At 40.6% G+C, this 22,007-nt stretch carries 27 protein-coding genes and 1 pseudogene; 11 read left to right on the top strand and 17 right to left on the bottom strand.

Annotated elements, in window-relative coordinates:
* Window positions 1-5 precede the first annotated feature (5 nt).
* Window positions 6-689: a phosphatase PAP2 family protein gene (locus tag CHB71_RS12715; protein ID WP_089357301.1), complete on the top strand. Its 684-nt coding sequence runs from the start codon at window positions 6-8 to the stop codon at window positions 687-689.
* Window positions 690-691: 2 nt separating this feature from the next.
* Here the strand turns inward: CHB71_RS12715 and CHB71_RS12710 are convergent, their stop codons facing one another.
* From CHB71_RS12710 to CHB71_RS12700, 3 genes are read right to left on the bottom strand one after another with little or no spacing between them, the layout of a single operon-like run.
* Window positions 692-988 (bottom strand): SCP2 sterol-binding domain-containing protein, encoded by a 297-nt coding sequence (locus CHB71_RS12710; protein WP_089357300.1) that lies wholly within the window; start codon window positions 986-988, stop codon window positions 692-694.
* Window positions 988-2,052, bottom strand: a complete 1,065-nt coding sequence (locus CHB71_RS12705) for a glutaminyl-peptide cyclotransferase (protein ID WP_089357299.1) — start codon at window positions 2,050-2,052, stop codon at window positions 988-990. The genes CHB71_RS12710 and CHB71_RS12705 overlap by 1 nt, the downstream gene beginning before the upstream one ends.
* A 33-nt stretch (window positions 2,053-2,085) precedes the next feature.
* Window positions 2,086-3,342 carry a cation:proton antiporter gene (locus tag CHB71_RS12700; protein ID WP_089357298.1) on the bottom strand — a complete coding sequence of 419 codons (1,257 nt, stop codon included), beginning with the start codon at window positions 3,340-3,342 and terminating at the stop codon, window positions 2,086-2,088.
* A gap of 270 nt (window positions 3,343-3,612) precedes the next feature.
* On the opposite strand from CHB71_RS12700, the gene CHB71_RS12695 reads away from it, so the two are divergent.
* From CHB71_RS12695 to CHB71_RS12675, 5 genes are all read left to right on the top strand, one after another.
* Window positions 3,613-4,137, top strand: a complete 525-nt coding sequence (locus CHB71_RS12695; RefSeq protein WP_179213411.1) for a DinB family protein — start codon at window positions 3,613-3,615, stop codon at window positions 4,135-4,137.
* Window positions 4,138-4,764, top strand: coding sequence for an ABC transporter ATP-binding protein (locus CHB71_RS12690; RefSeq protein WP_089357296.1), 627 nt, complete (start codon window positions 4,138-4,140; stop codon window positions 4,762-4,764). It abuts the gene before it with no gap.
* Window positions 4,761-6,005, top strand: a complete 1,245-nt coding sequence (locus tag CHB71_RS12685; RefSeq protein WP_089357295.1) for an ABC transporter permease — start codon at window positions 4,761-4,763, stop codon at window positions 6,003-6,005. The genes CHB71_RS12690 and CHB71_RS12685 overlap by 4 nt, the downstream gene beginning before the upstream one ends.
* 100 nt (window positions 6,006-6,105) lie before the next feature.
* Window positions 6,106-6,621, top strand: coding sequence for a hypothetical protein (locus CHB71_RS12680; RefSeq protein WP_245811272.1), 516 nt, complete (start codon window positions 6,106-6,108; stop codon window positions 6,619-6,621).
* Between the two features lie 44 nt (window positions 6,622-6,665).
* Window positions 6,666-7,067 (top strand): hypothetical protein, encoded by a 402-nt coding sequence (locus tag CHB71_RS12675; RefSeq protein WP_089357294.1) that lies wholly within the window; start codon window positions 6,666-6,668, stop codon window positions 7,065-7,067.
* Here the strand turns inward: CHB71_RS12675 and CHB71_RS12670 are convergent.
* From CHB71_RS12670 to CHB71_RS12660, 3 genes are read right to left on the bottom strand one after another with little or no spacing between them, the layout of a single operon-like run.
* Window positions 7,064-7,519 (bottom strand): c-type cytochrome, encoded by a 456-nt coding sequence (locus CHB71_RS12670; RefSeq protein WP_089357293.1) that lies wholly within the window; start codon window positions 7,517-7,519, stop codon window positions 7,064-7,066. The genes CHB71_RS12675 and CHB71_RS12670 overlap by 4 nt on opposite strands.
* Window positions 7,509-8,129: an SCO family protein gene (locus CHB71_RS12665; RefSeq protein WP_089357292.1), complete on the bottom strand. Its 621-nt coding sequence runs from the start codon at window positions 8,127-8,129 to the stop codon at window positions 7,509-7,511. The genes CHB71_RS12670 and CHB71_RS12665 overlap by 11 nt, the downstream gene beginning before the upstream one ends.
* Window positions 8,126-8,659, bottom strand: coding sequence for a CopD family protein (locus tag CHB71_RS12660; protein WP_089357291.1), 534 nt, complete (start codon window positions 8,657-8,659; stop codon window positions 8,126-8,128). Before CHB71_RS12660 ends, CHB71_RS12665 begins: the two co-directional genes overlap by 4 nt.
* Window positions 8,660-8,733: 74 nt before the next feature.
* On the opposite strand from CHB71_RS12660, the gene CHB71_RS12655 reads away from it, so the two are divergent.
* The 4 genes and pseudogenes from CHB71_RS12655 (at window position 8,734) to CHB71_RS12645 (ending at window position 12,481) form a co-directional block, all read left to right on the top strand.
* Window positions 8,734-9,414 (top strand): Crp/Fnr family transcriptional regulator, encoded by a 681-nt coding sequence (locus CHB71_RS12655; protein ID WP_089357290.1) that lies wholly within the window; start codon window positions 8,734-8,736, stop codon window positions 9,412-9,414.
* 77 nt (window positions 9,415-9,491) lie between these two features.
* On the top strand, window positions 9,492-9,827 hold the full coding sequence (locus CHB71_RS12650; RefSeq protein WP_089357289.1) for a PadR family transcriptional regulator: 336 nt from the start codon (window positions 9,492-9,494) through the stop codon (window positions 9,825-9,827).
* Window positions 9,824-10,009, top strand: a pseudogene (locus CHB71_RS19225) (permease prefix domain 2-containing transporter); the annotation flags it as partial. The gene CHB71_RS12650 and the pseudogene CHB71_RS19225, both read left to right, overlap by 4 nt.
* A 15-nt stretch (window positions 10,010-10,024) precedes the next feature.
* Window positions 10,025-12,481 carry an ABC transporter permease gene (locus tag CHB71_RS12645; RefSeq protein ID WP_179213410.1) on the top strand — a complete coding sequence of 819 codons (2,457 nt, stop codon included), beginning with the start codon at window positions 10,025-10,027 and terminating at the stop codon, window positions 12,479-12,481.
* A gap of 10 nt (window positions 12,482-12,491) precedes the next feature.
* Here CHB71_RS12645 and CHB71_RS12640 read toward each other — a convergent pair whose 3' ends face one another.
* The 7 genes from CHB71_RS12640 to CHB71_RS12610 are packed head-to-tail and all read right to left on the bottom strand — an operon-like array spanning window position 12,492 to window position 17,624.
* On the bottom strand, window positions 12,492-13,133 hold the full coding sequence (locus tag CHB71_RS12640; protein WP_089357557.1) for a TIGR04282 family arsenosugar biosynthesis glycosyltransferase: 642 nt from the start codon (window positions 13,131-13,133) through the stop codon (window positions 12,492-12,494).
* A 16-nt stretch (window positions 13,134-13,149) separates the two neighbouring features.
* Complete coding sequence (locus tag CHB71_RS12635; RefSeq protein WP_089357287.1) at window positions 13,150-13,641, bottom strand: rhodanese-like domain-containing protein; 492 nt, start codon at window positions 13,639-13,641, stop codon at window positions 13,150-13,152.
* Window positions 13,638-13,949: a type II toxin-antitoxin system RelE/ParE family toxin gene (locus CHB71_RS12630; protein WP_089357286.1), complete on the bottom strand. Its 312-nt coding sequence runs from the start codon at window positions 13,947-13,949 to the stop codon at window positions 13,638-13,640. The genes CHB71_RS12635 and CHB71_RS12630 overlap by 4 nt, the downstream gene beginning before the upstream one ends.
* Window positions 13,934-14,152, bottom strand: a complete 219-nt coding sequence (locus CHB71_RS12625) for a hypothetical protein (RefSeq protein WP_144017416.1) — start codon at window positions 14,150-14,152, stop codon at window positions 13,934-13,936. Before CHB71_RS12625 ends, CHB71_RS12630 begins: the two co-directional genes overlap by 16 nt.
* 21 nt (window positions 14,153-14,173) lie before the next feature.
* A complete protein-coding gene (locus tag CHB71_RS12620) occupies window positions 14,174-15,472 on the bottom strand; it encodes a DUF2029 domain-containing protein (RefSeq protein ID WP_089357284.1) in 1,299 nt (432 codons plus the stop codon).
* Window positions 15,465-16,922, bottom strand: coding sequence for a cellulose synthase family protein (locus tag CHB71_RS12615; protein WP_089357283.1), 1,458 nt, complete (start codon window positions 16,920-16,922; stop codon window positions 15,465-15,467). Before CHB71_RS12615 ends, CHB71_RS12620 begins: the two co-directional genes overlap by 8 nt.
* 3 nt (window positions 16,923-16,925) lie before the next feature.
* Window positions 16,926-17,624, bottom strand: a complete 699-nt coding sequence (locus CHB71_RS12610) for a glycosyltransferase family 2 protein (protein ID WP_089357282.1) — start codon at window positions 17,622-17,624, stop codon at window positions 16,926-16,928.
* Window positions 17,625-17,681: 57 nt separating this feature from the next.
* On the opposite strand from CHB71_RS12610, the gene CHB71_RS12605 reads away from it, so the two are divergent.
* On the top strand, window positions 17,682-18,503 hold the full coding sequence (locus CHB71_RS12605) for a J domain-containing protein (protein ID WP_221406723.1): 822 nt from the start codon (window positions 17,682-17,684) through the stop codon (window positions 18,501-18,503).
* Here the strand turns inward: CHB71_RS12605 and CHB71_RS12600 are convergent.
* The 4 genes from CHB71_RS12600 to CHB71_RS12585 all read right to left on the bottom strand — a co-directional run bounded on the left by CHB71_RS12600 (window position 18,500) and on the right by CHB71_RS12585 (window position 22,007).
* A complete protein-coding gene (locus CHB71_RS12600) occupies window positions 18,500-20,035 on the bottom strand; it encodes an alkaline phosphatase D family protein (RefSeq protein ID WP_089357280.1) in 1,536 nt (511 codons plus the stop codon). The genes CHB71_RS12605 and CHB71_RS12600 overlap by 4 nt on opposite strands.
* A 74-nt stretch (window positions 20,036-20,109) precedes the next feature.
* On the bottom strand, window positions 20,110-20,427 hold the full coding sequence (locus tag CHB71_RS12595) for a TfoX/Sxy family protein (RefSeq protein ID WP_089357279.1): 318 nt from the start codon (window positions 20,425-20,427) through the stop codon (window positions 20,110-20,112).
* Window positions 20,428-20,470: 43 nt separating this feature from the next.
* On the bottom strand, window positions 20,471-21,355 hold the full coding sequence (locus CHB71_RS12590) for a hypothetical protein (RefSeq protein ID WP_089357278.1): 885 nt from the start codon (window positions 21,353-21,355) through the stop codon (window positions 20,471-20,473).
* Window positions 21,339-22,007 (bottom strand): Ig-like domain-containing protein, encoded by a 669-nt coding sequence (locus CHB71_RS12585; protein ID WP_089357277.1) that lies wholly within the window; start codon window positions 22,005-22,007, stop codon window positions 21,339-21,341. The genes CHB71_RS12590 and CHB71_RS12585 overlap by 17 nt, the downstream gene beginning before the upstream one ends.

Here is a 22,007-nt window from a genome sequence, read left to right as displayed (position 1 = left end):
CAATTATGATTAACAGACTGAGAAATACGAGTACATTTTTCATCCCTTATCTCATACTCTTCGGGATCGCTTTGATATTTTTCTTTTACCAGAGCCATGGAGATTTTGTGCTTTGGCTAAATGATCTTCATAATCCCATTTGGAACTTCTTTTTTAAGTACTGGACACACACAGGAAGCGTCTTTTTTTATGCTGCTGTGGCTATCTTCTTTATTGTAGTAAGGAGGAGATTTGGGATAATGCTTTCGATTATTGGAGTTACGATAGCAGCAATTTCTTTCTTATTTAAACAGGTTCTTTTCAATACATCACCAAGGCCAAGAATATATTTTGAAGGACAAAAGCTATTAGATTTTGTGGATGGAGTTAACGTGCTAAGCTTCCATTCATTTCCTTCCGGTCATTCCATGGCTGTGTTTGCTATGGCTAGCTTTTTAGCTTTCATGTTTCAAAACAGGCAGCATTCCTGGTTGCTGCTGATTGGAGCTTCACTGACAGCTGTTTCCAGGGTGTATCTGTCACAGCATTTTCTAATAGATATAATGGCTGGTTCGCTAATTGGACTAATTGTGTCCACGTCTTTTTACATGGCTTTTGAAAAGTACCTAAACCGAGAAAAAACCGGAGCTTTTAACACTCCGGATGAAGATCTTGAGGAATTAGATCTGGAAAATGAGGATGTGAATTAATGCTAGAATAAGGCAGTGAGCTTCATTGCTGCCCCCTTATCTCCTTCAATTTTTAATTTACCAGACATGAATGCCATCATTACATTTAAATCTCCGGTCAATATTTTATTGAAATTTTCTGCGGTCATTTTGACGGCAAATGGTGCGTCTCTTTCCTCATTCACTACTACGGTTGGTGAAACGGTATCATCCAGGTGTACAACACCCTCATCAAACTTGAAGTTGGCTTTACCTTGAAATTGGCCACTGTGTTTATCGGCTAGTTTCTGGATCTTACCAGTTATTTCTTCTAATGTCATTATTGTAAAGTTTTAGGTTGAAAAGTCACTTCAAATAGTTTAGGCCACCACTTACCGGTAATATAGATTTTTCCGGTCTCTGGATCCTGCGCGATTCCATTGAGCACATCTACACCATTCGATTCTTCGCTTGATAAGATTCCGGTAAAATCTATTCGTTGGACAACTTCACCTGTTTCAGGATCAACAGCTACTATGTAATCTTTCTGATAAACGTTAGCATATATGAGTCCATCAATGACTTCAAGCTCGTTTAGTGAATCTACTTTGCCTTCATTATCATAGACTTCTAATTCCCTTTTAATTGTGAAGCTTTGTGGGTCTACAAAATATAGTTTCTCCGTTTCGTCAGTGAGAATAAGCTCTTCACCCAAGGCAGCCAGTCCCCAACCTTCGACCTGGTAATTGAAAGTTCTTACCTGTTCCATGTCTTTATTGTAAACAAACCCTTGTCCTGAAGTCCATGTCAGCTGATAAAATTCATCGTTAACAATTGCCAACCCTTCTCCAAACAAGTCTGCCGGTAAGTTGACCACTTTCAATACCTCTCCGGTAGTTATTTCCTTTTTCTTAAAAGCTGATTCGCCTCTTTGGCCGGTGCTTTCATACAAATATCCTCCATCTATGACCAATCCCTGGGTGTAATCGTCTGGATCATGCGGGTAGGCGTTCACTACTTTATAAGTCAAGTTCTCCGGGGCTGATTCTGGCAGAATCATCACCTTCCGGTAATGTGTCTCAGATTTTCCTCCACCGAATGTTTTGATTAAAAGTCTCCATTCTCCGACTTTCCTCGTTGGGATGCCTACTTCAAAAGAAGCATCTGTATATACAATCACTTCTTCTCCGACTGTAACCTGAACAGAGTCTAGATTAAAATCTTCGTCAGTACTGATCTGGACAGGAATTTGAAGTCCTCGTGTAAACGTTTGGTTTTGTTGTGGACTTTCTACTGTTGTGGACTTTTTTATCCTGGGGGATGTGGGCCGTTTAGATTCTTCTTTACTGTCTCCACAGGAGGACAAAAAGATCAATGCAATAATCACATAACTAAGTCTGATCATGCCTTAAAATTAGCAAGTTCGTCCGATCTGTGATCATGAATTTGCATCTGAACTACTCCCAGTAGATCGCATGAGTGTGGGTACGGTGAGACCTTGATATAGCACAGAGCAAACTACCACGATATAAGTCATTGTCACGATTACATCCTTTCCATTAAAATCAGTCAATGATAGAGAAAGTGCAATAGGTAAACCACCACGCAGTGCACCCCATGTTAAGACGGAGATGGTGTTTGGCGCAAAATGATTTTTGACTGACATCATTTTTATCGGTATGAATACGCTGGTCCACCGTCCAAACAGTACAATACAGATGGCAAAGAATCCAGCTGCCAGATAATCAAGACGTAAGTCTAAAACAAGCATCTCTAAACCTATAAGTACAAAAAGCATGGCGCTAAATGTTTCTTCAAGCAATTTCCAGAATTTAAATACATAGTCACCAGCTGCACTAGCTACATGGGTGCTTTTCCCTTCATTTCCTACAACAAGCCCCATTACTACTGCCGCTTGTTTCGCCGAAACGTGGATGAAGTCAGCAATCTGAGAACCCACAAGAACAAGGGCTAAAGTGATTAATACTTCAACTTCAACCGCATCATTATCTACATATTTAAGAAGTCTGTAGCCAATATATCCCAATAGGAGTCCAATGAAAATACCACCACCTATATCTGCTATTACAATGTATGTGGTTTCAAAAAACGATAAAGTGTGGTCTTCACCTGCATGGGCAATATCTAAGAGTGTAAGTGCTAATACCACAGCGACTCCATCATTAAATAACGATTCACCCGCAATCTTGATCTCAAGATCCTTAGAAAGGTTAAACCTCTTTATCGTACGAGTTACAGCAATCGGGTCCGTTGGAGAGATTAACGCCCCAAAAACCAGACAATAGAGGTAATTAAGGTGGATACTCATGGCATCAAGCATGAAATAAACCCCTGTACCTATTACTAATGTTGATATGAGAACACCAACAATAGCAAGTACAAGAACTGAACCTCGTTGACTACTGAGTTTTCGAAAATCAATGTTTAATGCTCCGGAAAAGAGCATAAAAGTCAAGACGATTTGATAAAGAACCTCCTCGAATTCGTACTCTTTCACATGCTCTGCTAAATGCAGCTCTGGAAAAAATGCTCCTACACAGTACACTATTATTGAAAGTACCAGTGCCATTATCATCAATCCGATAGATGATGGGAGCTTCAGGTAAAAAGTGTTTATGAAAATAAACGCTCCTGAAAGGAAGATAAACAAGGCGATGATGTCGAGAATACTCACTTCCGTGTAATTTAAAGGTGATTCAACGCAATATTAATTTTAAAAACTAACAGTACGAACTATAATACAAGCGTATGAGAGTACAATATAGCATTTTGATCAATCCTATGGATACATCCTGTGATTGATTAAATACTTTATAATTTGGTACCTCTTTTAGTACCTACCCGTCTTTCAGGGTATATTTTGGTGGGTTATACCTTTATAAAAGGCTGATTTACAGGAACGAAGATAACTTTTTTTATATTTTTTAGCAAAAAAAGAACATTGGTGAAAAAAACGATAAATGAGAAGCTGAAAAGGCTGGAGGCTGACCAAGAAAAAATGTTTAGGTCGATCGAAGGAATTTCTGAAGAAAAATTGTCAGATCAGTCTTATGGCTGGAGTATTATTCAGGTCATGTCGCATTTAAATGACGCAGAAACAGCCTCACTTAAATACATGCAGAAGAAGGTCCAGGCCGGAGATAAGATGCAAGATTCAGGTATTGGAAATGCGTTTCGTATGCGCCTGACCAATATGGCACTGAAAAGCTCGCTAAAGTGGAAGGCACCTTCTTACATTTCGAATCCACCTGCATATCCCCTGAATGAGATGAAAAGCAAGTGGGCTGAAACTAGAAAAGCCATACAGCAGTTTGTAGATGAGTATCCGGAGCAATGGATGGATAAGCTGGTATATAAGCACCCGATGGGAGGGCGTCAAAACCTGGAACGCGCGGTTGACTCATTCATCTATCACCAGATTCACCATTTGCACCAAATAAAAAGAATAAAAAAACAACTCGGACTTTAAATGCTGCAAATCAAAGGACTGAAGCATTCTTATGATGGGAATCCACCGATAGATTATCCTGACTGGGATGTAAAGAAAGGAAATCATGCTATCATCATTGGCAACTCAGGGTGCGGTAAAACGACATTGCTCCATTTGATTGGGGGGCTAATGCCCCCAAAGGAGGGAACTTTGGTGGTGGCTGGAGAAAATCTGGCTGAGAAACCCAAGTCAAAATTGGATCGCTTTCGAGGAGAAAATATCGGGATCATTTTCCAGAAGCCACACTTGGTCAAAGCATTATCGGTTAAAGAAAACCTGATGCTCTCACAATACCTGGGACAGAAAAAAACAGATAGCAAACGAGCTGAAGAAGTATTGGATAGCCTGGGGATAGCCGATCTGGCAAGCCGTAAAATTCATCAAATCAGCCAGGGACAAGCACAAAGAGTCTCTATAGCTCGAGCGGTTATTAATTCTCCTGCTTTGCTTCTAGCAGATGAGCCAACAGCCAGCCTTGATGATGAAAACTGCCAAAAAGTGATTGATCTCCTCAAGTCGCAGGCAGAGGAAACAGGTGCCACACTGATAGTTGCTACCCACGATCATCGAGTAAAAAGTGAATTCAAAAACCAGCTGACCTTATGAATTTATTTTCACTGAGCATCAAAAATGTTTTTGCAAAACCATTAAGCTCATTGCTTAGTGTCCTATTGTTTGGGTTTGGAGTAGCGATTATCGTTTCGATTTTGCTGACCAGCACTTTTTTGAAGAGTGAAATCAACAAGAATGCACAAGGTATTGATTTGGTGGTAGGTGCGAAGGGCAGCCCGCTACAAATCATTTTGGCAAGTATCTTCCATATTGATTTTCCAACCGGGAATATATCCCTTGAAGATGCAAATAACCTCACCCGTAACAGGCTGGTGGCTTCAGCTATTCCACTTTCGCTGGGAGATAGCTACAAGGGATATCGTATTGTGGGAACAACAAAGGCGTATGCAGACTTGTATGAAGCTGGTCTTTCGGAAGGTGATTGGTTTGGGTATGAAATGACCGCTACAGTGGGAGCTACTGTTGCCATGAAACTGGGAATTAAACCTGGAGATGAACTGAAAAGTGCTCACGGCCTTTCGGAAGGAGCAGGTGGGCATGAAGAACATCCATTTAAGGTAGTAGGAATAATGGAACCAACAGGGTCAGTAGTGGATCAACTTATTTTAGTTTCGGTGCAGAGTGTATGGGAGGTTCATGGTAGTTACGAAGCGCATGATCACGAGGGAGGTGGTGTCCATCATGAGAAGATTGTGCTTGATCGACTCGGTCTTGAAGTAACCAATGAGCAACTAGCCAACGAAGATATTACCTCCTTGCTGCTGAAGTATCGATCCCCAATGGCGGCTGTTCAGCTGCCAAGAATTGTGAATGGAACCAGTAACTTACAAGCTGCATCACCCCCATATGAAACCGCACGACTATTTAACATCATTGGAGTAGGAGTAGATGTGGTGAATGTACTGGGGCTTGTAATCATCATTCTGAGTGCCACAAGTGTTTTTATTGCATTGATCAATTCACTAAAAGAACGTAAATACGAATTGGCGATCATGCGCTCGATGGGAGCAAGTCAACTGAAAATCTTTCTACTGATTCTCACAGAGGGAATTGTACTTACCATCATCGGAAGCCTGTGTGGATTTGGTTTGGCCCACGCTGGATTCGGCATTTTGACGAACTCAATGGAACAAATCCAGACGAGTGGAATGTTTTTTGTAACTGATGAATATTATGTGATGCTGGGAAGTCTGACGGTAGGTATTTTTGCCTCAATCATTCCGGCATTTCTTGCGTATAAGTCAGATATCTCGGAAACGCTTTCAAAAGCTTAGTTTAACCGCTGAGATTTCGGAGAATATGCTGAGGAAACAGAGACAATAATTGAGCTGGTAACTCTCTAAATTCTCTGTGTCAAAAATGAAAAGTAAAATTATGAAGAAACTGACATTCAATTTAATTAAAAATAAGATGCTTTTTTCAAGCTTAGATTCTGAGCTCTCTGTGGTTAAAATGACAGTAAGCTTATTTGTTTGTTTGTTTGTTTGTTCATCGAATGCTTCAGCACAATTCACCAATTCCAGTGACAACTGGGAGACCATGGCTGATGTGAAGTACGAAAAATCACAGGATGAATATGGCGAGATTTATGTACCAAAATTTGGTGATGATGTTCAAAAAATGAACGGAAAGACCATCTCTCTCAAGGGCTTTATTATTCCCTTCGAAGGCATGTTTGAACCAAAGCATATCATCATTTCTTCGCTACCTATTGCCGCATGTTTTTTCTGTGGAGGTAGTGGTCCGGAAACAGTTGCAGAGGCCTACTTAAAGGAGGAAATAAAGTACACAGCTAAGCCTGTCACGGTGACCGGAAGGCTTGAATTGAATGATACTGACTATGACCAGCTCATGTACATCCTGAAGGACGCTGAAGTAAAAATTGACTAACGATTGATCCTTTACTAACGGAGTTACTATCCAATATTTAAATTATGAAAAACCTAATTTTATTAGCAACGCTAACACTGTTTTTCTCATGCAGTCCTTCTAAGAAGGAAGAACTTCAAAACCTAAAAGATGAGGTGATAGACATCCATGATGAAGTAATGCCAAAAATGGGCGAGCTAAGAAGAACTCGCAAAGACTTACTGCTACAGGCTGATTCTTTGATGGAAACCGATACTGATCGGGCGGCCATGCTTACTACTGTGGCCAATGAAATTGCTGATGCTAATGAAAGCATGATGCAATGGATGCGAGCCTTTGAACCGGAGTTTGAAGGTACCGATGAAGAAATCAAAAAATACATGGAAGATCAGAAAGTATCTATTCAGCAGGTCAAAGAGGATATGAATAGTGCCTTGGCGAAAGGGAGAGAAGTATTAGAGGACTAATTCTCCTCACATTCATCTATCCACTTATCCACGTCTTTTACGCCCACTAGTCCGGCTTCATTTCCCCATGCATTGGCTATGTAGGTAAGTACCTCTGCAACTTCCAGATTTGTAATCGGATTACCGGGCATCATTTGGTTATAAGTCACGCCATTTACTTCAATTTCTTTACTCTGCCCATTTTTAATAATACAGGCAGCCCTGGGTAAGTTTTCAAGTAAATAGTCAGCACCAGCAAGCGGGGGATAGAGAGAAGCAAGACCTTTCCCATCCTGTTGATGGCAGTTGGCACAGTAGGTAGCATAAATTTTTGCACCTTGTACCTGATATTGCTTTAGGCGTATTTCATCCCTGGAATTAAGCCCTGAATTTTCTTCTTCATTTTGTTCTTTGCCACCACCACACGCAAAAAGTGCCGCCACCATTAGTGCCATCAAGTATCTATTTATCATCTTTATATTCTTTTAATAACCTGTTAATATCATTCATGAGTACATCTACTTGTTCGGGGACTGTACCATCATAAAAACCGCGAACGTGCCTATTTTTATCTACCAGGAGGAAGGCACCTGAATGCACAAAACCACCCGGAGCATTTGAATCTTCATCGGCTAACGAAATGTAGCTTTTTTCTGCCAAGTCATAAATATAATCCTGACCTCCGGTTACAAATTTCCATTTATCAGAGCTCACACCCAGTCGTTCCGCATAATCCTTCAAAAGCGCAACCGTATCATATGTGGGATCGATGGTGTGAGATAGGATAGCGACCTCCGGATTGGCTTCAAATTTTTCATACACACGAAGCATTTGTGCTTTCATCATTGGGCATATGGTAGGGCAGGAGGTAAAGAAAAAATCCGCAACATACACCTGATCGGCAAAGGTCTCATTTGTAACGATACTACTGTCTTGATCGACCAATTGAAAATCCTGAATTTTATGGTAGATGGTGTCATGCTCTTCATAGATGGTATTGCCCAGGTAGGGTAATTCTTCTGAAGATGATTGCTGTTCACATGCGAGGAGCAAAATGATTGGGACTAGTAATTTTTTTATCATTTTTTTCTAAGATTTTTATAAAGCTTAACCGCTACCATTAACACAATTGCAAAGCTAATAAGTCCCATCGTGCCCCAAATCCAGCTGAGCTCATTCTTTAAAACGATCAGAAAAACAATGGCGAAAAGAATGATTGTGGCGGCTTCATTGAAGATGCGAAGCTGAGTAGAGGAGTAACGTGCTTTGCCTTTTTGTAGCTGCCTGAAGATCCCATGACAGCCAAGATGATAAAGAATCAAAAGAAGAACAAAGCCTAGTTTCACATGCATAAAGGGCATTTTTAGCCAGGATGGCTGACTTACAAGTAATGAAGTCCCCAACGCAATAGTGATAACAGCAGATGGCCAGGTAATGATGTACCACAGTTTTTTGCTCATTAGGGCCAGTTGCGTGGATAGTATTGATCGATCCGGCTCAGGTTTTTCGATTGCTTCTGTGTGATAGATGAAAAGTCTTACGATATAGAACAATCCGGCGAACCACGTAATTACGAATATGATATGAAGAGCTTTCAGATATAAATAATCCATTAGGGAGCTTTTTAGTTATAATTGTTGTTAACCCGTGGTTGACGCAAATTTGCATAAATCCCGACATCAACATCATGAGCGCCGAAAGAAATCTATGGTATTTTGAAGATACAGACCTATTTGAAGTGCTGTGTCCGAAGAAAACTCCGGACATGGAGAATGAACATGCTCCCGGAGTTTATAAAAAAGATGAGTTCATCTACTTCAAAGATCAGTCTTCCGAGAATATTTACATGGTTTCAAATGGCCGTGTAAAAATCGGCACGTATGGGCCTGACGGAAAGGAGATTGTGAAAGCGATTCTCACTCGAGGAGAAATATTTGGAGAACTGGCACTAGCCGGAGAAGAAAAACGACAGGATTTTGCACAAGCGATGGATGCTGATACACGCGTGTGTGCTATGACCATCGATGACCTTCAAAACCTGATGAAGGATAATAAAGAGCTGAGCTTCAAGATTCTTAAAATCGTTGGGTTCCGTTTGCGCAAAATGGAACGCAAAATTGAATCACTGGTTTTCAAGGATGCGAGAACCAGAATCGTAGATTTTTTACGTGAAATGGCTCAGGAAAAAGGCCAGAAAGTAGGTTTTGAAATGATGATCAAAAATCACCTGACCCACAAGGATATCGCCAGCTTAACGGGCACCTCGCGACAGACGGTTACTACGGTAATGAATGAGCTCCGCGACAAAAATCTCATCACATTTGATCGAAGAAGAATCCTGATTCGGGATTTGGAGAAATTGGCGTAAGAAACTAAGGAAGGAATGTAACCTTCCTTTTCTTTTTCTGTATAATACTTACATTTACGAAATTAATATTTCAAAGAATGAAAGGAACGAACCTCGGAGAGTTTGAAGAGCTTGTACTGCTGACTGTGGGAATCTTGTATGATAATGCCTACAGTGTAGCTATACAGCAAGAATTGAACAAACAAACAGATCGAAAAGTCAGCATCAGTTCTGTGCATGCTGCAGTTTATCGGCTTGAGGAAAAAGGACTTTTAAATTCTAGAATGGGCGAAATGTCAAGTGAAAGAGGAGGCAAGCGGAAACGTATTTTCACTATTTCTCAGGCTGGAAGAGTAGCGCTTGAAACTGCTAACGAGCTTCGTAACAGGATGCGGAATCAAATTCCTGAAATAGCATTTGAGAATTTAGGATGAGTAATCACCAGCCACCGAAGTTACCACTGAAGCTATTCAGATTTTACTGTTCTGATGATCGGTTAGAAGAATTAGAAGGAGATCTCTATGAGGTTTACAATGAACACATACGAGAGAAGGGCCCTCGGTTTGCAAAATTATTTTATTGGTGGATCGTCATTCGAAGTTTCAGATCATTCGCACTAAAAAGGACTAAAATGAAAGACAACAAAGCAAACACATCACTTACTTTTCTGAGACACAACCTCATGATTGCATGGAGAAACCTGCTTAAGAATAAATCGATCGCCGCAATTAATGTGCTTGGGCTCGCCATAGGGGTGGGATCGTTTTTGGCTATTTTGAGTATTGTGAGTTTTGAATTGAGTTTCAATACTCAGATCCCGGAAAAGGACAAAGTCTACAGGATTTATTCCTCATTTACCGGGTCGTTTACCTCGCTTAACAAAGGGGTGGCAGTCCCAATCGGCCCTTATGTGGAAGAAACCTTCTCTGGATTAGATGAGGTGGCTTATTTCCATACATTTTGGGCTCAAGTTGACGTTATAGAACCATCCGAAAAGAAAAAAGAATTTGAAGGTCAGGGAGGTTTTATAATAGCATCTCCTTCATATTTCAAGGTAATTGATCAGTATCAATGGCTGGCCGGGTCTCCGGAGGAATCATTGGATGAACCATTCAAAGTTGTACTCACAACTAAGCAGGCGCAAAAATATTTTGGTAAAATTAGTTGGTTGGATATGATCGGTCGCGAATTGATCTATCGGGACTCTTTGAATTTAACAGTATCAGGAATCGTGAAAATGCCCGATTACAATACGGACTTTGAATTCACGGATTTTATTTCTCATGCTACGATTGACAAATCATGGTTGAAAGATAGGTTTGGAGGTAGTGAATGGGGAAATACGAATAGTTCATCTCAACTCTGGGTCAGGTTAAATAAAAACACAAACAAAGTCGATGTGATGCTCCAGCTAGAAGACTTGGAGAAGCATGTTGCCGAGCAAACGGAGGATACAGATTGGGTTCAGAGCTATCAACTGCAGCCACTTTCAGAGATGCATTTCGATCCTGAAATAGGAATTTTTGATAATGGAAGGAATCCGGCCCATATGCCAACACTTACCGTATTGAGTGTGGTAGCCCTGGCAATTCTTCTCATTGCTATTTTCAATTTTGTGAATCTGGAAACAGCTCAGTCTACATCAAAATCTAAGGAAGTTGGGGTGCGAAAAGTGCTGGGTAGCCCGAGAAGTCAATTAGTAGGAAGGTTTCTTACTGAAAGCATTTTAATCTCTCTTTTTGCTGTTGTGTTAGCGATCCCCATTGCACATTATGGATTCGTCTATTTCGAGGAGTTTTTGCCTGAAGGAGTGGCGCTTGATTATGGAAATCCATTTTTTTGGATGGTACTGGCTCTATTGGCTTTTCTGGTGGGGTTGATCGCAGGTATTTATCCAGCGTGGGTTATTTCTTCATTCAGGCCGGTGCGAGCATTGAGACCAGGTGCAGGTTCTAATAATCCCGGAGGCTCTTTAATTCGAAAAACATTGATTTTATTTCAATTCCTATTTTCCCAGCTCCTGATTGTAGGAACACTTGCAATCGCATGGCAGATATCCTTCATGTTGGACAAGGATTTAGGGTTCAAGGAAGATGGGATCATTTATTTCTACACACCCTACTATGAGTCATACAATAAATCTGAACTGATTAAAAATTATCTTGATGAGGTGCCGGAGGTAATGGACTATGCATTGCAAAGTACCCCACCGGTTCAAAGCGGATATTCGACCTCAACAGTAAAGTATCAATCTGAGAAAGGTGAAGTAGTAACAAGCGCTCATCAAAAAACAGGAGATACTACCTATTTAAGGTTTTATGATATCAAGTTGTTAGCAGGAAGAAATCTCTTGCCCAATGATAGCTTACCTGAATTACTGATCAATGAAACATTCATGCGTGATCTGGGATTTAATGATCCCAGAGAGGCAGTAGGGGCTACTTTTGAATATAGCAAAAAGAAACATAAAGCTGTTGGTGTGGTAGAGGATTTTCATTTCCGTTCACTTCATCATCCGATTGAGCCAATGTTATACCAATATAGGGAGGAATTAAGGTGCATTGCATTAAAGGTGAAGGGTGATCAAATTGAAAAAACAATTGATAATCTTACCGATAAATGGAGAGAAGTGTATCCTGATAATCCTTTGACGGTTTACTTTATGGATGAGACAGTTGAGCGTTTTTATGAAACAGAAAGAAGAGCTTCAAAATTGGCTTCTGCTGCTACAGGAGTTGCAATTTTGATATCCTGCCTGGGGTTGTTTGGGCTGATATCTTTCACGATTGTTCAAAAATCGAAAGAATTGGGAATTCGTAAAGTATTGGGAGCTTCCATCATGCAGATCAGTACTATCCTGTCAAAAGAATTTATTTTTCTCATCGTAATTGCATTTGTAGTGTCTACGCCTATTTCATATTATGTAATCGACAAGTGGATGGAAGACTTTGCTTATCAGACGGAAATATCTTGGTGGATATATGTTGTAGGCGGACTGGCCTCTATGCTAATTGCACTCATTTCCATCAGCGCAAAAGTTTGGAAAGCTTCAGGTTCAAATCCGATCGAATCTTTGAGGTATGAATAGTTGGAAGGCTTTAATAAGCCTCTCCTTCATCATCGACTTCTGCGTCGACACCCAGGTTTTCCCAGTCGATACCCGTTTCTTTTAGGTCTGCCAGCGTATCAATATCGTTGAGTGTTGGGAGCTTGTAAACAGAAAGTTCCATTTCCTCTACCTCTTCAAGCAATTCATTTAAAACAGAGTCAGTGCTGTACTTCTTATCCTCAAAAAGCTGTGGCAGGTATTCTTTCATACCAAGAAGGTAGTAGCCACCGTCTTTTGCCGGCCCGACTACCACATCATTTTCTTCCAGCATTTCAAAAGCTAATTTGATGTGCTTCGAGGATAGGTCATAGCAGTCACTACCGATAATAATGACCTTATTGTAAGAATCAAATGCCTCGTCGAAAGCATTGGACATTTTCTCTCCGAGCTTAAATCCTTTTTGAGAGGTGAGTTTAAAATCTCCATTGTCCCAGATATCTTCTATCTCTACATATTCGGAGTAGTAAACTGCTTTGTCTACTTCAATTTTCTTTGTGATTTTGTGGGTATGATGCACCAACTCCTGGTAAACGTCAAGCGCCTTATCAATTCCTATATCCTCAGCCAGACGTGTTTTCACCATTCCGGGAATCAGATTCTTCACAAAAATCATCAACAACTTATCACTCATAAAAAAATATTCTCTTTTAATAAACTTTAGTTCCTTTAAATAGCCACCTTCCCCACAATCGATTGTATACATGTACACTGTCGGTGGGCAAATTGTTCATCCCAACCACTTCAAATCCTTCATTTTTCCAACCAAAAATACCACCGTACAAGTTTTTCACATTGGTGTATCCGGCCTTTTGCAATTTTTCACCCACACGCTCACTTCGATATCCTACTGAGCAGTAAACAATCACTTCTGTATCCTTCGAAATGTTACTTACCTGCCCCACTTCAAAATTGTCATAATCGACAAAACGAGCTCCGTTTATATGGCTTACCTGATATTCCTCTTCTGACCGGGTATCCAGAATAACAACTCCAGCAAGTTTAGGTTTTAATGAATCTGCCTTGATCAGTGGAACAGTCTTTTTGTACAGACTTTCCATCTTCTCATCGAAGGTCTTTTGACCACATGATGTAATAGTGGAAATGAGTAGCAGGATGAAGGGTGGGATCAGTTTTTTCATTGATAAAGCTTAATTAATCGATCAAGATCCTTAGGATTTTGTCTGGAATCCCAGAAGAGCAAAATGAACATGGTGTCTTCAGATACACGGTAAATCAACAAATAGTTTTTGATTATTTTAATCCGTACATTTTTCAACTGTGTTTTCACGCCAAGCTGTGGAAATTTTTTAATTAAATCTATCGCATCATTGATAGCTTTCTCAAGTTTCTCACTAAACGAAGAAGATCCATTCTTTTTATTCCAGTACTCGTAAACTGCAATCTTTTGAGAATAAGCTGTCTGTGTCCAGACTACTTTTTTAACCATTCTGAAGTCATTTCTTTTACCTCTTCATGATCAATTACATTCCCGTATTTGATATCGTTTTCCGCTGCTTTGAGGCTTTCCAATTGCGAATCGGACAATTGATAAATTTTATCTGAGTCAGTTAACTCGAGTAGCTTCTGAATCTCCTCTAATAATAGCGAATCATTGCTTTGCGCAATCTTGCTGATGAGATCAAGTTTCATTTCAGGATTCATATGATAAATTTAATCATTACTGTGAAAACGTAATTCCAACAGGATCACGATCATAACTACGAGATACTCCACAACAACGATGTACATTGGTAGTTCAAAACCATCTTTGGTGTATCCGGCATAGGTTAGAAAGATCAAGAATGACCAAACAATCGGATACCAATAACCAGACAACAATCCGAATGCAGTAAGTGGTAAAATGTACCAAGGATGTACTGTTGTGGCGAAGAGCAAATAGACTGTCAATACGAACAGGAAGGATTTTGGAATGCTCCATTTCTTAAAGTAAGCAATGGCTGAAATAGAAAGGATGGATAGAAAACAAATGATTGAAAGAGTTGGTCCGATCAATGCGATATTATTATACCCATAAATCCAATAGCCGACCTCTCTTGCCATAAAGTAAATGCTCGCATTAAATTCAAAAGACCTGAAATAGAGGTCCAGGCTTTGACTCATTGCCTGAATGAATGTTTCATCCAATAACGGAAGGAGGGTAGCCATCCCGATAATTCCAGCCATGATTGAAATGATCCATTTTTTTTCTTTGAGCCCTTTTAGAAAAAGAAATGGTAAATAAATCAGCGGAAGCAGCTTAGTGCCAATGGCTAGTCCAAGTCCTGTTGCTGAGTGCCAGTTCTTATTTTTTTCATAGAAGTAAATCCCTGCCAGTAAAAAGAAAATCACGAGTCCTTCAAAGTGAAGATTACCTGTAAACTCTAGTATTACCAATGGGTTCAGCCAATACCAAAAAGCCAGCTTCTGAGGTTTTTTATAGTGTATAAGCAGTTTCTTTAGAAAATAGAAAGACCCAAAATCTGCTGCAAAAAGGAACAAACGAATGACATTGGCTGAAACGAGCCAATCAGAATCTGCAACAGTGACGCTCAGCCAAAAAATGAATTGATTGAGAGGAGGGTAGACCGTAAAATAGTTTTGAGAATTGAGTTTATTAAAGAGCTCCTGATCTAATCCAGGAATGTTTTGATCCAGGTAGTATCCCGGTAGTTGACTGAAAGGATGGATGTCATTATTCAGAAGGGTTCCATCCCAAATGAAGCGGTATAAATCATCGGAAAGAGAAGGCAGGCTAAGAAATAGTAAAACCCGAATCAGTATCCCTGTGCCCAGGAGGAGATTTGAATTCTCATTTTTCAATTGCAAAAATATGTATCCTAAAAATGCGCTTGAATAGGCCAGTAAAAGGGATAGGGTATGATACCTTTCTATCCAGTTACCAATCGAGAAAATGGCCAATAGGAATACTACTAAAAAAGTATAATAACCTGTATTGTGCTGCCTAGGCATTGTTCATCGGTTTCACCGACAAGATAAAAACATAAGCAAAACCAATGGCTAACATGCCGTGGAAAAGCATGAGTCCGTAATCTTCCAGTTTGAAGCCTGAAAAGATTCCATAAATGAAATAGATGGAAAGCAGACCTTCCATGAAGGTGACGGGAGTTAGCACCTTGCTGAGATATTGATTGCCTTTCCATGAGTCTCCTTTCGACTGCACATTGAATTTTGGTGTTCGAACAAACGGTGTTTTGATACCAAGGTACCCTTCAACCACCGCGATGGAGTTATGAAGCGCCATGCCCATGGAGAAGGCCAGGAAAATCGGAAAGTTTTTGATGAAATAACGGAAGGTATATTCCGGATGTGTGGCTTTGGCGGCCACCCAGTAGAAGAATCCCATTGCCAGAAATCCAATGATGAAAATACTTCCCAGATCAAAAACGAGAGCAAGGTCCGGGTTGTATTCCTTGATGTAAAGCATGGGGATGCTGAGCACGGCTGCAATCAACAACAAAAGAAATACGGAGCTGTTTAGCAAATGAAATACTGCTCTGATTTTATGATTCCAACCAATGTTAGATGTGAGCACCTTTCCCAAGGTCTTCCGTGCTGTTTCGGCGGCACCTTTATTCCATCGGTATTGCTGGGACTTCACAGCCGGGATCAAAACCGGAAGTTCTGCAGGGGATTCAATTTCTTCCCGATAGACAAACTTCCAGCCTTTTAATTGAGCTCGGTAGCTTAGGTCCAGGTCTTCAGTGATTGTATCGTATTGCCATCCTCCGGCATCCTGAATACAAGCTTTTCGCCATACACCAGCTGTACCATTAAAGTTGATGAAGCTTCCGGCATGTTCACGACCTTTTTGTTCAACGGTGAAATGAGCATCCAACCAGAAGGCCTGAATTTTTGTCAGCGAACCGTAATCTGTATTCAGGTGGCTCCATTTGGTTTGTATCATGCCCACTTTTTCGTTTTGAAACTTTGAAAGTGTGCGCATCAAAAATTGTGGATTGGGGACAAAATCTGCGTCGAAGATGGCGATGAATTCACCTTTGGCTTTCTCAAGTCCGTATGCAAGCGCACCCGCCTTAAACCCAACTCGTTCAGGACGTCTGATTTGCTTAATATCCCAGCCATCCGCCAAATATTCATTGACTTTTTCAGCTATAATTCCGACCGTCTCATCCGTTGAGTCATCCAGAATCTGAATTTCCAGTTTGTCTTTCGGGTATTGGATTTTCATCACGGCATCTATCAGACGCTCAACCACATACCGCTCATTAAAAACGGGTAGTTGAATGGTGACGATAGGATATTCAGAAAGTTCTTCTGATAATTCCTCCTTCTGCTTTTTTGCCTGTAAATAATGCCAGGTAAGATTGAACTGGCCTAAACTAAAAAGGCAAATGATCAACAATGTGACCCCATATAGTACGATGACTAACCACTCCACCTTTTATAGATATTTAAAAATTGTATAGATGATTTTATACCCTGCACCCAATGTCCCTTTTATCGTGCCACTAACCTTCGAAACGCCGATCCTTTGTCGATAATTCACTGCCACATCTTTCGTTCGCAAATTTAGTTTAGCGGCCTTTAATTGCATCTCTACCGTCCACCCATAAGTCCGATCTTTCATGCCAATTGTCAAGAGGCTTTCATATCGGATAGCTCTGAATGGCCCCAGATCAGTGTATTTCTTACGATAAAAAATTTTAATAAGCGTGGTGGCCAGCCAGTTGCCGAAAACCTGCTGAGGCGTCATGCTACCTTTTTCTTTTTGTCCCAAAGCTCGCGACCCAATGACAAGATCCGCTTCACCTTCAATTATGGGTTGGATAAGATCAATGAGTTGTTCTGGGTAGTCGGAATGATCTCCATCTAGAAAAACTAGAATGTCCGGCTGAGTTTTGGATTCAGCAATGTGTTTCATGCCCTTGAGGCAGGCATTTCCATAGCCACGGGTTGGCTCTTTAATTGTGGTTGCGCCTCTTGATTGAGCTTGTTCAAAGGTGTCGTCCGTAGAGCCATTGTCTACCACGATGATTTCGGTAACCCAATCTTTTGGGATCTCATCGATCACAAGACCTACCGCATTTTGTTCATTAAATGCAGGGATTATTACACGAACGTCTGGTTTACCTAAAAGCACACTTTTTTATTGAGGCCGCAAAGGTATGCTTATATCAATACTAAAAATGACTCTTTAATGACACAAGCTAATATTTCTGTTTATAGATTTAGCGCGATGAATCATTATGAAATTTTAGGAGTACCGCAAACAGCTAGTCAGGCTAAAATCAAGTCAGCTTATCGAAGCTTAGTCAAGCGATTTCACCCCGATATCAATCCAGACCCTCGGGCTACAGGACAAATTTTACGCATCAATGAAGCATATGAAATCCTGTCAGACCAGACCACCAGGAATTTGTATGACCTTTTCCTGCAAGGAGTGCCGGTCAAAACAGTAATTGATGACAGCAATAAGGAGCAAAAGAGCAGGGCATCATTTGTAAAGGATAAAATAAAGATGCAGCAAGAGGCTATGATGTATCAGGTACAGCTGAAGCAGCAATTTTACAGGTACTATAGATTGCTAAATCTGGTTTTCTTTTTAACTGCTTTGGTTCTGACTTATGACTATTATTATTCGGCCTATGAGTATCCATATGTGGTTAAAGATATTGTGTTGGGCAGAGAAGCAACCTATGTAACCTTGCCATATGGAAGAAGAATTCCTACAGACAGGTCATTTTATAATGAATATAAAAATGCAAGAGTCAAGGATGTAATCATCAAGTACTCGGCGGTTCTTGATGTACCGCAAAAAATTAGAGCCACTTCAGGGACAAGGGAATATTTCATTCATAACACCATTTATGTTTTTAGAAATGTGTTTTCAATCATCATTTTTACTTTTTCACTGGTTGTTATTGGAAACAAACGATATACAGATTTTCGACTTAGCTGTGGTCTAATTGCAGGGATGTGCTTTATATATATTGTTTTGCTTTTAGGGTCAACCATTTAGTTTGATTGCAATTTCACTTCCCCACTGTTCATCCAAATATTCTTCACTTCCTTTATTTCAAGGCTAGGTTCTTCTATTGTTTTCATAAACTTCCAAGTGGCCATTGCTCTGTCTTCTGTCAAGGTAAGTATCATATAGCCATGGTCTCTCATGTTGGTCCACTTTAGGTGTGGGTTCACAGGTGAATCAGTAATCCGATTTTCATGAACGAGTACTACACTATCAGAATAGCTTTCATTTGAATTGGCAGAGTTGATGGATGTGGTACCAAATTCTACTGCAAAGGCACCTTCACCGGTCTCCTGATTGTATTCATCAAAGGGTTTGTTAGTCGATTCAAATGCCCATGCTGTATGCGTGTCACCGGTTATGAATACCACATTTTCTACCGGCTTGGATTTGATCACATCAGCAATCTGCTGCTGTTCGATCGGATATCCATCCCATGAATCGAGATTGATAGTAAAATCTTCGTGACCCCAGTTAAGGTAGGAGTAGATTACCTGATTTCCCACCACCTTCCATTTTGCTTGTGAGACCTTTAGCTGGGTAGTAAACCAAAGAAGCTGCTCTTTACCTAGCATGGTTCTTGAAGAATCCATCAATGTTGGATCTCCAAGACTGTCTGCAATAAATGTGCGTTCCAGTCGCTCATCCAGCATGATAAGATCAGCCATGTCACCAAATTGAAGCTTCCGGTAATGCTGATCGCTTTCCCGAATGGGTATCCATTCATAGAATACCTGACGTGCAATATTCTTTCGCTCTTCATAACTTCCTTCATCCGGTTGATGATTTTGCGCTCCATCTTTATAGGAATTGTTGGCGATTTCGTGATCATCCCAAATGTTTATAAAAGGATGGTTGGCGTGTGCAGCTATCAGATCTTTATCCAGCCGATATTGTGAATATCTGGATCGATAATCCTGAAGCGTTATTATTTCTTTGTTTGGAATTGGAGATCTACCAAGAGTTGTGTCACCATAACCTCCCGGAGCGTATTCATAAATGTAATCTCCCAGATGAATGACCGCATCCAGATTTTCCTGTGCAAGTGCGCCATAGGAATTGAAATATCCCCACTCGTAGTTGCTGCAGCTGACCACCCCGAACATTAAATTTTGAGGTTTAATTGAAGCGGTTTTGGTTCTTCCAATCATGGATGATTTGCCTAAAGCATGAAATCGATAGAAATACTTCTGACCTTCAGATAATCCATCCACATCAATTTTTACCGTATAGTCTCGCCCCGGGTCGGTGGTTACTGTCCCTGTTTTTATGATTTCCTGAAAACTATCATCAGCAGCTATTTCCCAGACCACATCTACTTCCGGAAGTGAATCTTCAGGTGTTACTCTCGTCCAAATAATTACTTGTGAATACAATGGATCGCCGGAAGCAACACCATGATAGAAAGGCGCCATTGAGGAATCTCGGAGATGAGCAGTATCTTCAACAAGAGGAGCGTGTTTTTCCGGCTGAGTGCAGCAATATAGAAGAGAGGCTAATGTGATTGTGAGTAAATATTTCATGAGTGTAGATTTTACACGAAGGTAAATTCCACATCTATAAAATGCATGAACCTGATATTAATCAATCATTAACCCTACTTAATTGCAATGGATTTCTTTGCCCACTCAGTCAATTCGTTACTATTGAAAACTCTTTCTGGAATAGCGTAATAGGGCATTTTGCCATGCTTTTCTGCTCCTTCATTTCTGAAATCTTCTTCATTAGAAGCGTCGGTTTTTAGTGAACATGTACCTTTTGAGTCAACGATTGCAAACATTCTTCCTTCATGAAAAATCCCGTGTCCTCCGAACATTTTTTTGGAAGTAATGCCATCAATAACTGATAATTTTTCTACCAGAAGATCGGCTGATAACTGCGCTTCATTCGTGTGTTTATCCCCTTTTTGTCCCATCGTTTTTTATTTAAGACGAGAAGATAAGAAGGATTTGGACAAATTATTTCAGGTCAAGAAACACTCCCACGGAATAGGAGGGGCTGGCGAAAATAAGCTTAGCACTAAATGCACCTCCATATGATGCAGAGAATCCCAGCTTATCTGTAGCGTAATAGGCGGCCTCATATGTATACGAAATGAATTCTGTGTTGTTAGCAAAAATGGTAGCACCACTACTACCTTCGGCAGAGCTGAGGCCATTCTGCAAGGACTCAACCATATCTACTCTAACAATCCCCCATAATTTGTTTTTGAGAAACGATGCGCCTACCTCCCCACCAGCTCGGAATTCATCAGAGAAATTATTGGTTCGATTATTAAAGGCGGTGTAGATATTTCCATACGCATTGATCTTACCAATGGAAAATGAACGACTTAAATCAAATCTTACCATCTGGTTGAATTCCCCATCTCCTGTTTGAAGGGATCCATCACTTCCGCCATCATTCTTACCAAGCGGAAGCCCTAACAGAAGTGTGCCCGCAAAAACAAACTTGCTTCCCGGCTTGCTAAGTCCATATTTTACCGCAATGTCAGTATCCCCAATCGAGTTAACTGCTTCTCCGGGAGAAGTCACCATTCCGTTTGTTCCGGATACTTGTTCGTTTCTAAATGTTCTGGAAAAAAATGGAAAATAAACGATCCCCGTCAGTCGATCTGTTATTCCATACTCGCCATAGAAAGAAGTGTTGAATGTGCCGGTTGTCACATTTGGGTCTATTCCACCGGTTCCAGTGTAATGTTTTGCAGCCACCACCCACCATTGTGATACTTTGTAATAGGCAGTTCCTTTTTGTTTGGTCCATCCCCCTCCGGCACTTGCTAGAAATGGGATGGTTAGAAGGATAGCAAGTGAGAGCTTTTTGTAATTATTCAATATCTCCATGGCCAACTTTGACTTTAAACGGTTTGCAGTAGTAGAATAAATAGTCATAATCCAGAAGACCCACATCTGGAATGGTGTATTTGTGCGCACCAGAAAATACCTGTACGGCACCAATTTCATATCCTCCGCTCGGTGAATTTGGATTGTTTGTCAGGTAAACATATAATCCGGGCAGATTATCATCAGCAACATAGTTTGAGGCGATATCCACGATCAGGTCATCTCCACTTTTGAAAAGTTTGAAGTCCCCTTCAAGCTGATAACTGCTGGTAGTCATTATTTTCCCAGTCCGTTCGTCATCCGCCATCATGGTTGGATCCCCAGTAATCTCAAACGTGAGTGAGGTGTCGGCTTCAAGTTCTCCTGAGTTAGCAAAGACGGTGATGGTTATCTCACCATTGTCAAGTGACTCAGCCAGTCCGTTTTGATCAATGGTAAGCCTCGACATATCAGAGGTGGTCCAGATGATGGAATTGGGTTGCGTTTCCAGGCCCACATTATCCAAAAACATGTATTCAAATTGGTAGGTGGTGTTGACCTCCATGGTGGAAATTGGGTTGGTGATTCTGATTACAGGACTCACCTCATCCATCAACACATCCTGACCGATGCAGCCTGTGAGAATAAAAATTAAAGATGCTACTCGTTTCAT

This window comes from Ekhidna lutea (assembly GCF_900188325.1).
Taxonomy (GTDB): domain Bacteria; phylum Bacteroidota; class Bacteroidia; order Cytophagales; family Cyclobacteriaceae; genus Ekhidna; species Ekhidna lutea.
This window is presented reverse-complemented; position numbering and strand designations above follow the sequence as displayed.

Coding starts and splice junctions, on each gene's coding strand:
- CHB71_RS12675 (WP_089357294.1), top strand. CDS start 6,666: ATGAAAAACCTAATTTTATTAGCAACGCTAACACTGTTTTTCTCATGC.
- CHB71_RS12600 (WP_089357280.1), bottom strand. CDS start 20,035: ATGAAATATTTACTCACAATCACATTAGCCTCTCTTCTATATTGCTGC.
- CHB71_RS12665 (WP_089357292.1), bottom strand. CDS start 8,129: ATGATAAAAAAATTACTAGTCCCAATCATTTTGCTCCTCGCATGTGAA.
- CHB71_RS12595 (WP_089357279.1), bottom strand. CDS start 20,427: ATGGGACAAAAAGGGGATAAACACACGAATGAAGCGCAGTTATCAGCC.
- CHB71_RS12660 (WP_089357291.1), bottom strand. CDS start 8,659: ATGGATTATTTATATCTGAAAGCTCTTCATATCATATTCGTAATTACG.
- CHB71_RS12630 (WP_089357286.1), bottom strand. CDS start 13,949: ATGGTTAAAAAAGTAGTCTGGACACAGACAGCTTATTCTCAAAAGATT.
- CHB71_RS12635 (WP_089357287.1), bottom strand. CDS start 13,641: ATGAAAAAACTGATCCCACCCTTCATCCTGCTACTCATTTCCACTATT.
- CHB71_RS12655 (WP_089357290.1), top strand. CDS start 8,734: ATGAGCGCCGAAAGAAATCTATGGTATTTTGAAGATACAGACCTATTT.
- CHB71_RS12685 (WP_089357295.1), top strand. CDS start 4,761: ATGAATTTATTTTCACTGAGCATCAAAAATGTTTTTGCAAAACCATTA.
- CHB71_RS12605 (WP_221406723.1), top strand. CDS start 17,682: ATGACACAAGCTAATATTTCTGTTTATAGATTTAGCGCGATGAATCAT.
- CHB71_RS12620 (WP_089357284.1), bottom strand. CDS start 15,472: ATGCCTAGGCAGCACAATACAGGTTATTATACTTTTTTAGTAGTATTC.
- CHB71_RS12585 (WP_089357277.1), bottom strand. CDS start 22,007: ATGAAACGAGTAGCATCTTTAATTTTTATTCTCACAGGCTGCATCGGT.
- CHB71_RS12625 (WP_144017416.1), bottom strand. CDS start 14,152: ATGAAACTTGATCTCATCAGCAAGATTGCGCAAAGCAATGATTCGCTA.
- CHB71_RS12690 (WP_089357296.1), top strand. CDS start 4,138: ATGCTGCAAATCAAAGGACTGAAGCATTCTTATGATGGGAATCCACCG.
- CHB71_RS12670 (WP_089357293.1), bottom strand. CDS start 7,519: ATGATAAATAGATACTTGATGGCACTAATGGTGGCGGCACTTTTTGCG.
- CHB71_RS12640 (WP_089357557.1), bottom strand. CDS start 13,133: ATGAGTGATAAGTTGTTGATGATTTTTGTGAAGAATCTGATTCCCGGA.
- CHB71_RS12710 (WP_089357300.1), bottom strand. CDS start 988: ATGACATTAGAAGAAATAACTGGTAAGATCCAGAAACTAGCCGATAAA.
- CHB71_RS12705 (WP_089357299.1), bottom strand. CDS start 2,052: ATGATCAGACTTAGTTATGTGATTATTGCATTGATCTTTTTGTCCTCC.
- CHB71_RS12650 (WP_089357289.1), top strand. CDS start 9,492: ATGAAAGGAACGAACCTCGGAGAGTTTGAAGAGCTTGTACTGCTGACT.
- CHB71_RS12645 (WP_179213410.1), top strand. CDS start 10,025: ATGAAAGACAACAAAGCAAACACATCACTTACTTTTCTGAGACACAAC.
- CHB71_RS12680 (WP_245811272.1), top strand. CDS start 6,106: ATGAAGAAACTGACATTCAATTTAATTAAAAATAAGATGCTTTTTTCA.
- CHB71_RS12715 (WP_089357301.1), top strand. CDS start 6: ATGATTAACAGACTGAGAAATACGAGTACATTTTTCATCCCTTATCTC.
- CHB71_RS12590 (WP_089357278.1), bottom strand. CDS start 21,355: ATGGAGATATTGAATAATTACAAAAAGCTCTCACTTGCTATCCTTCTA.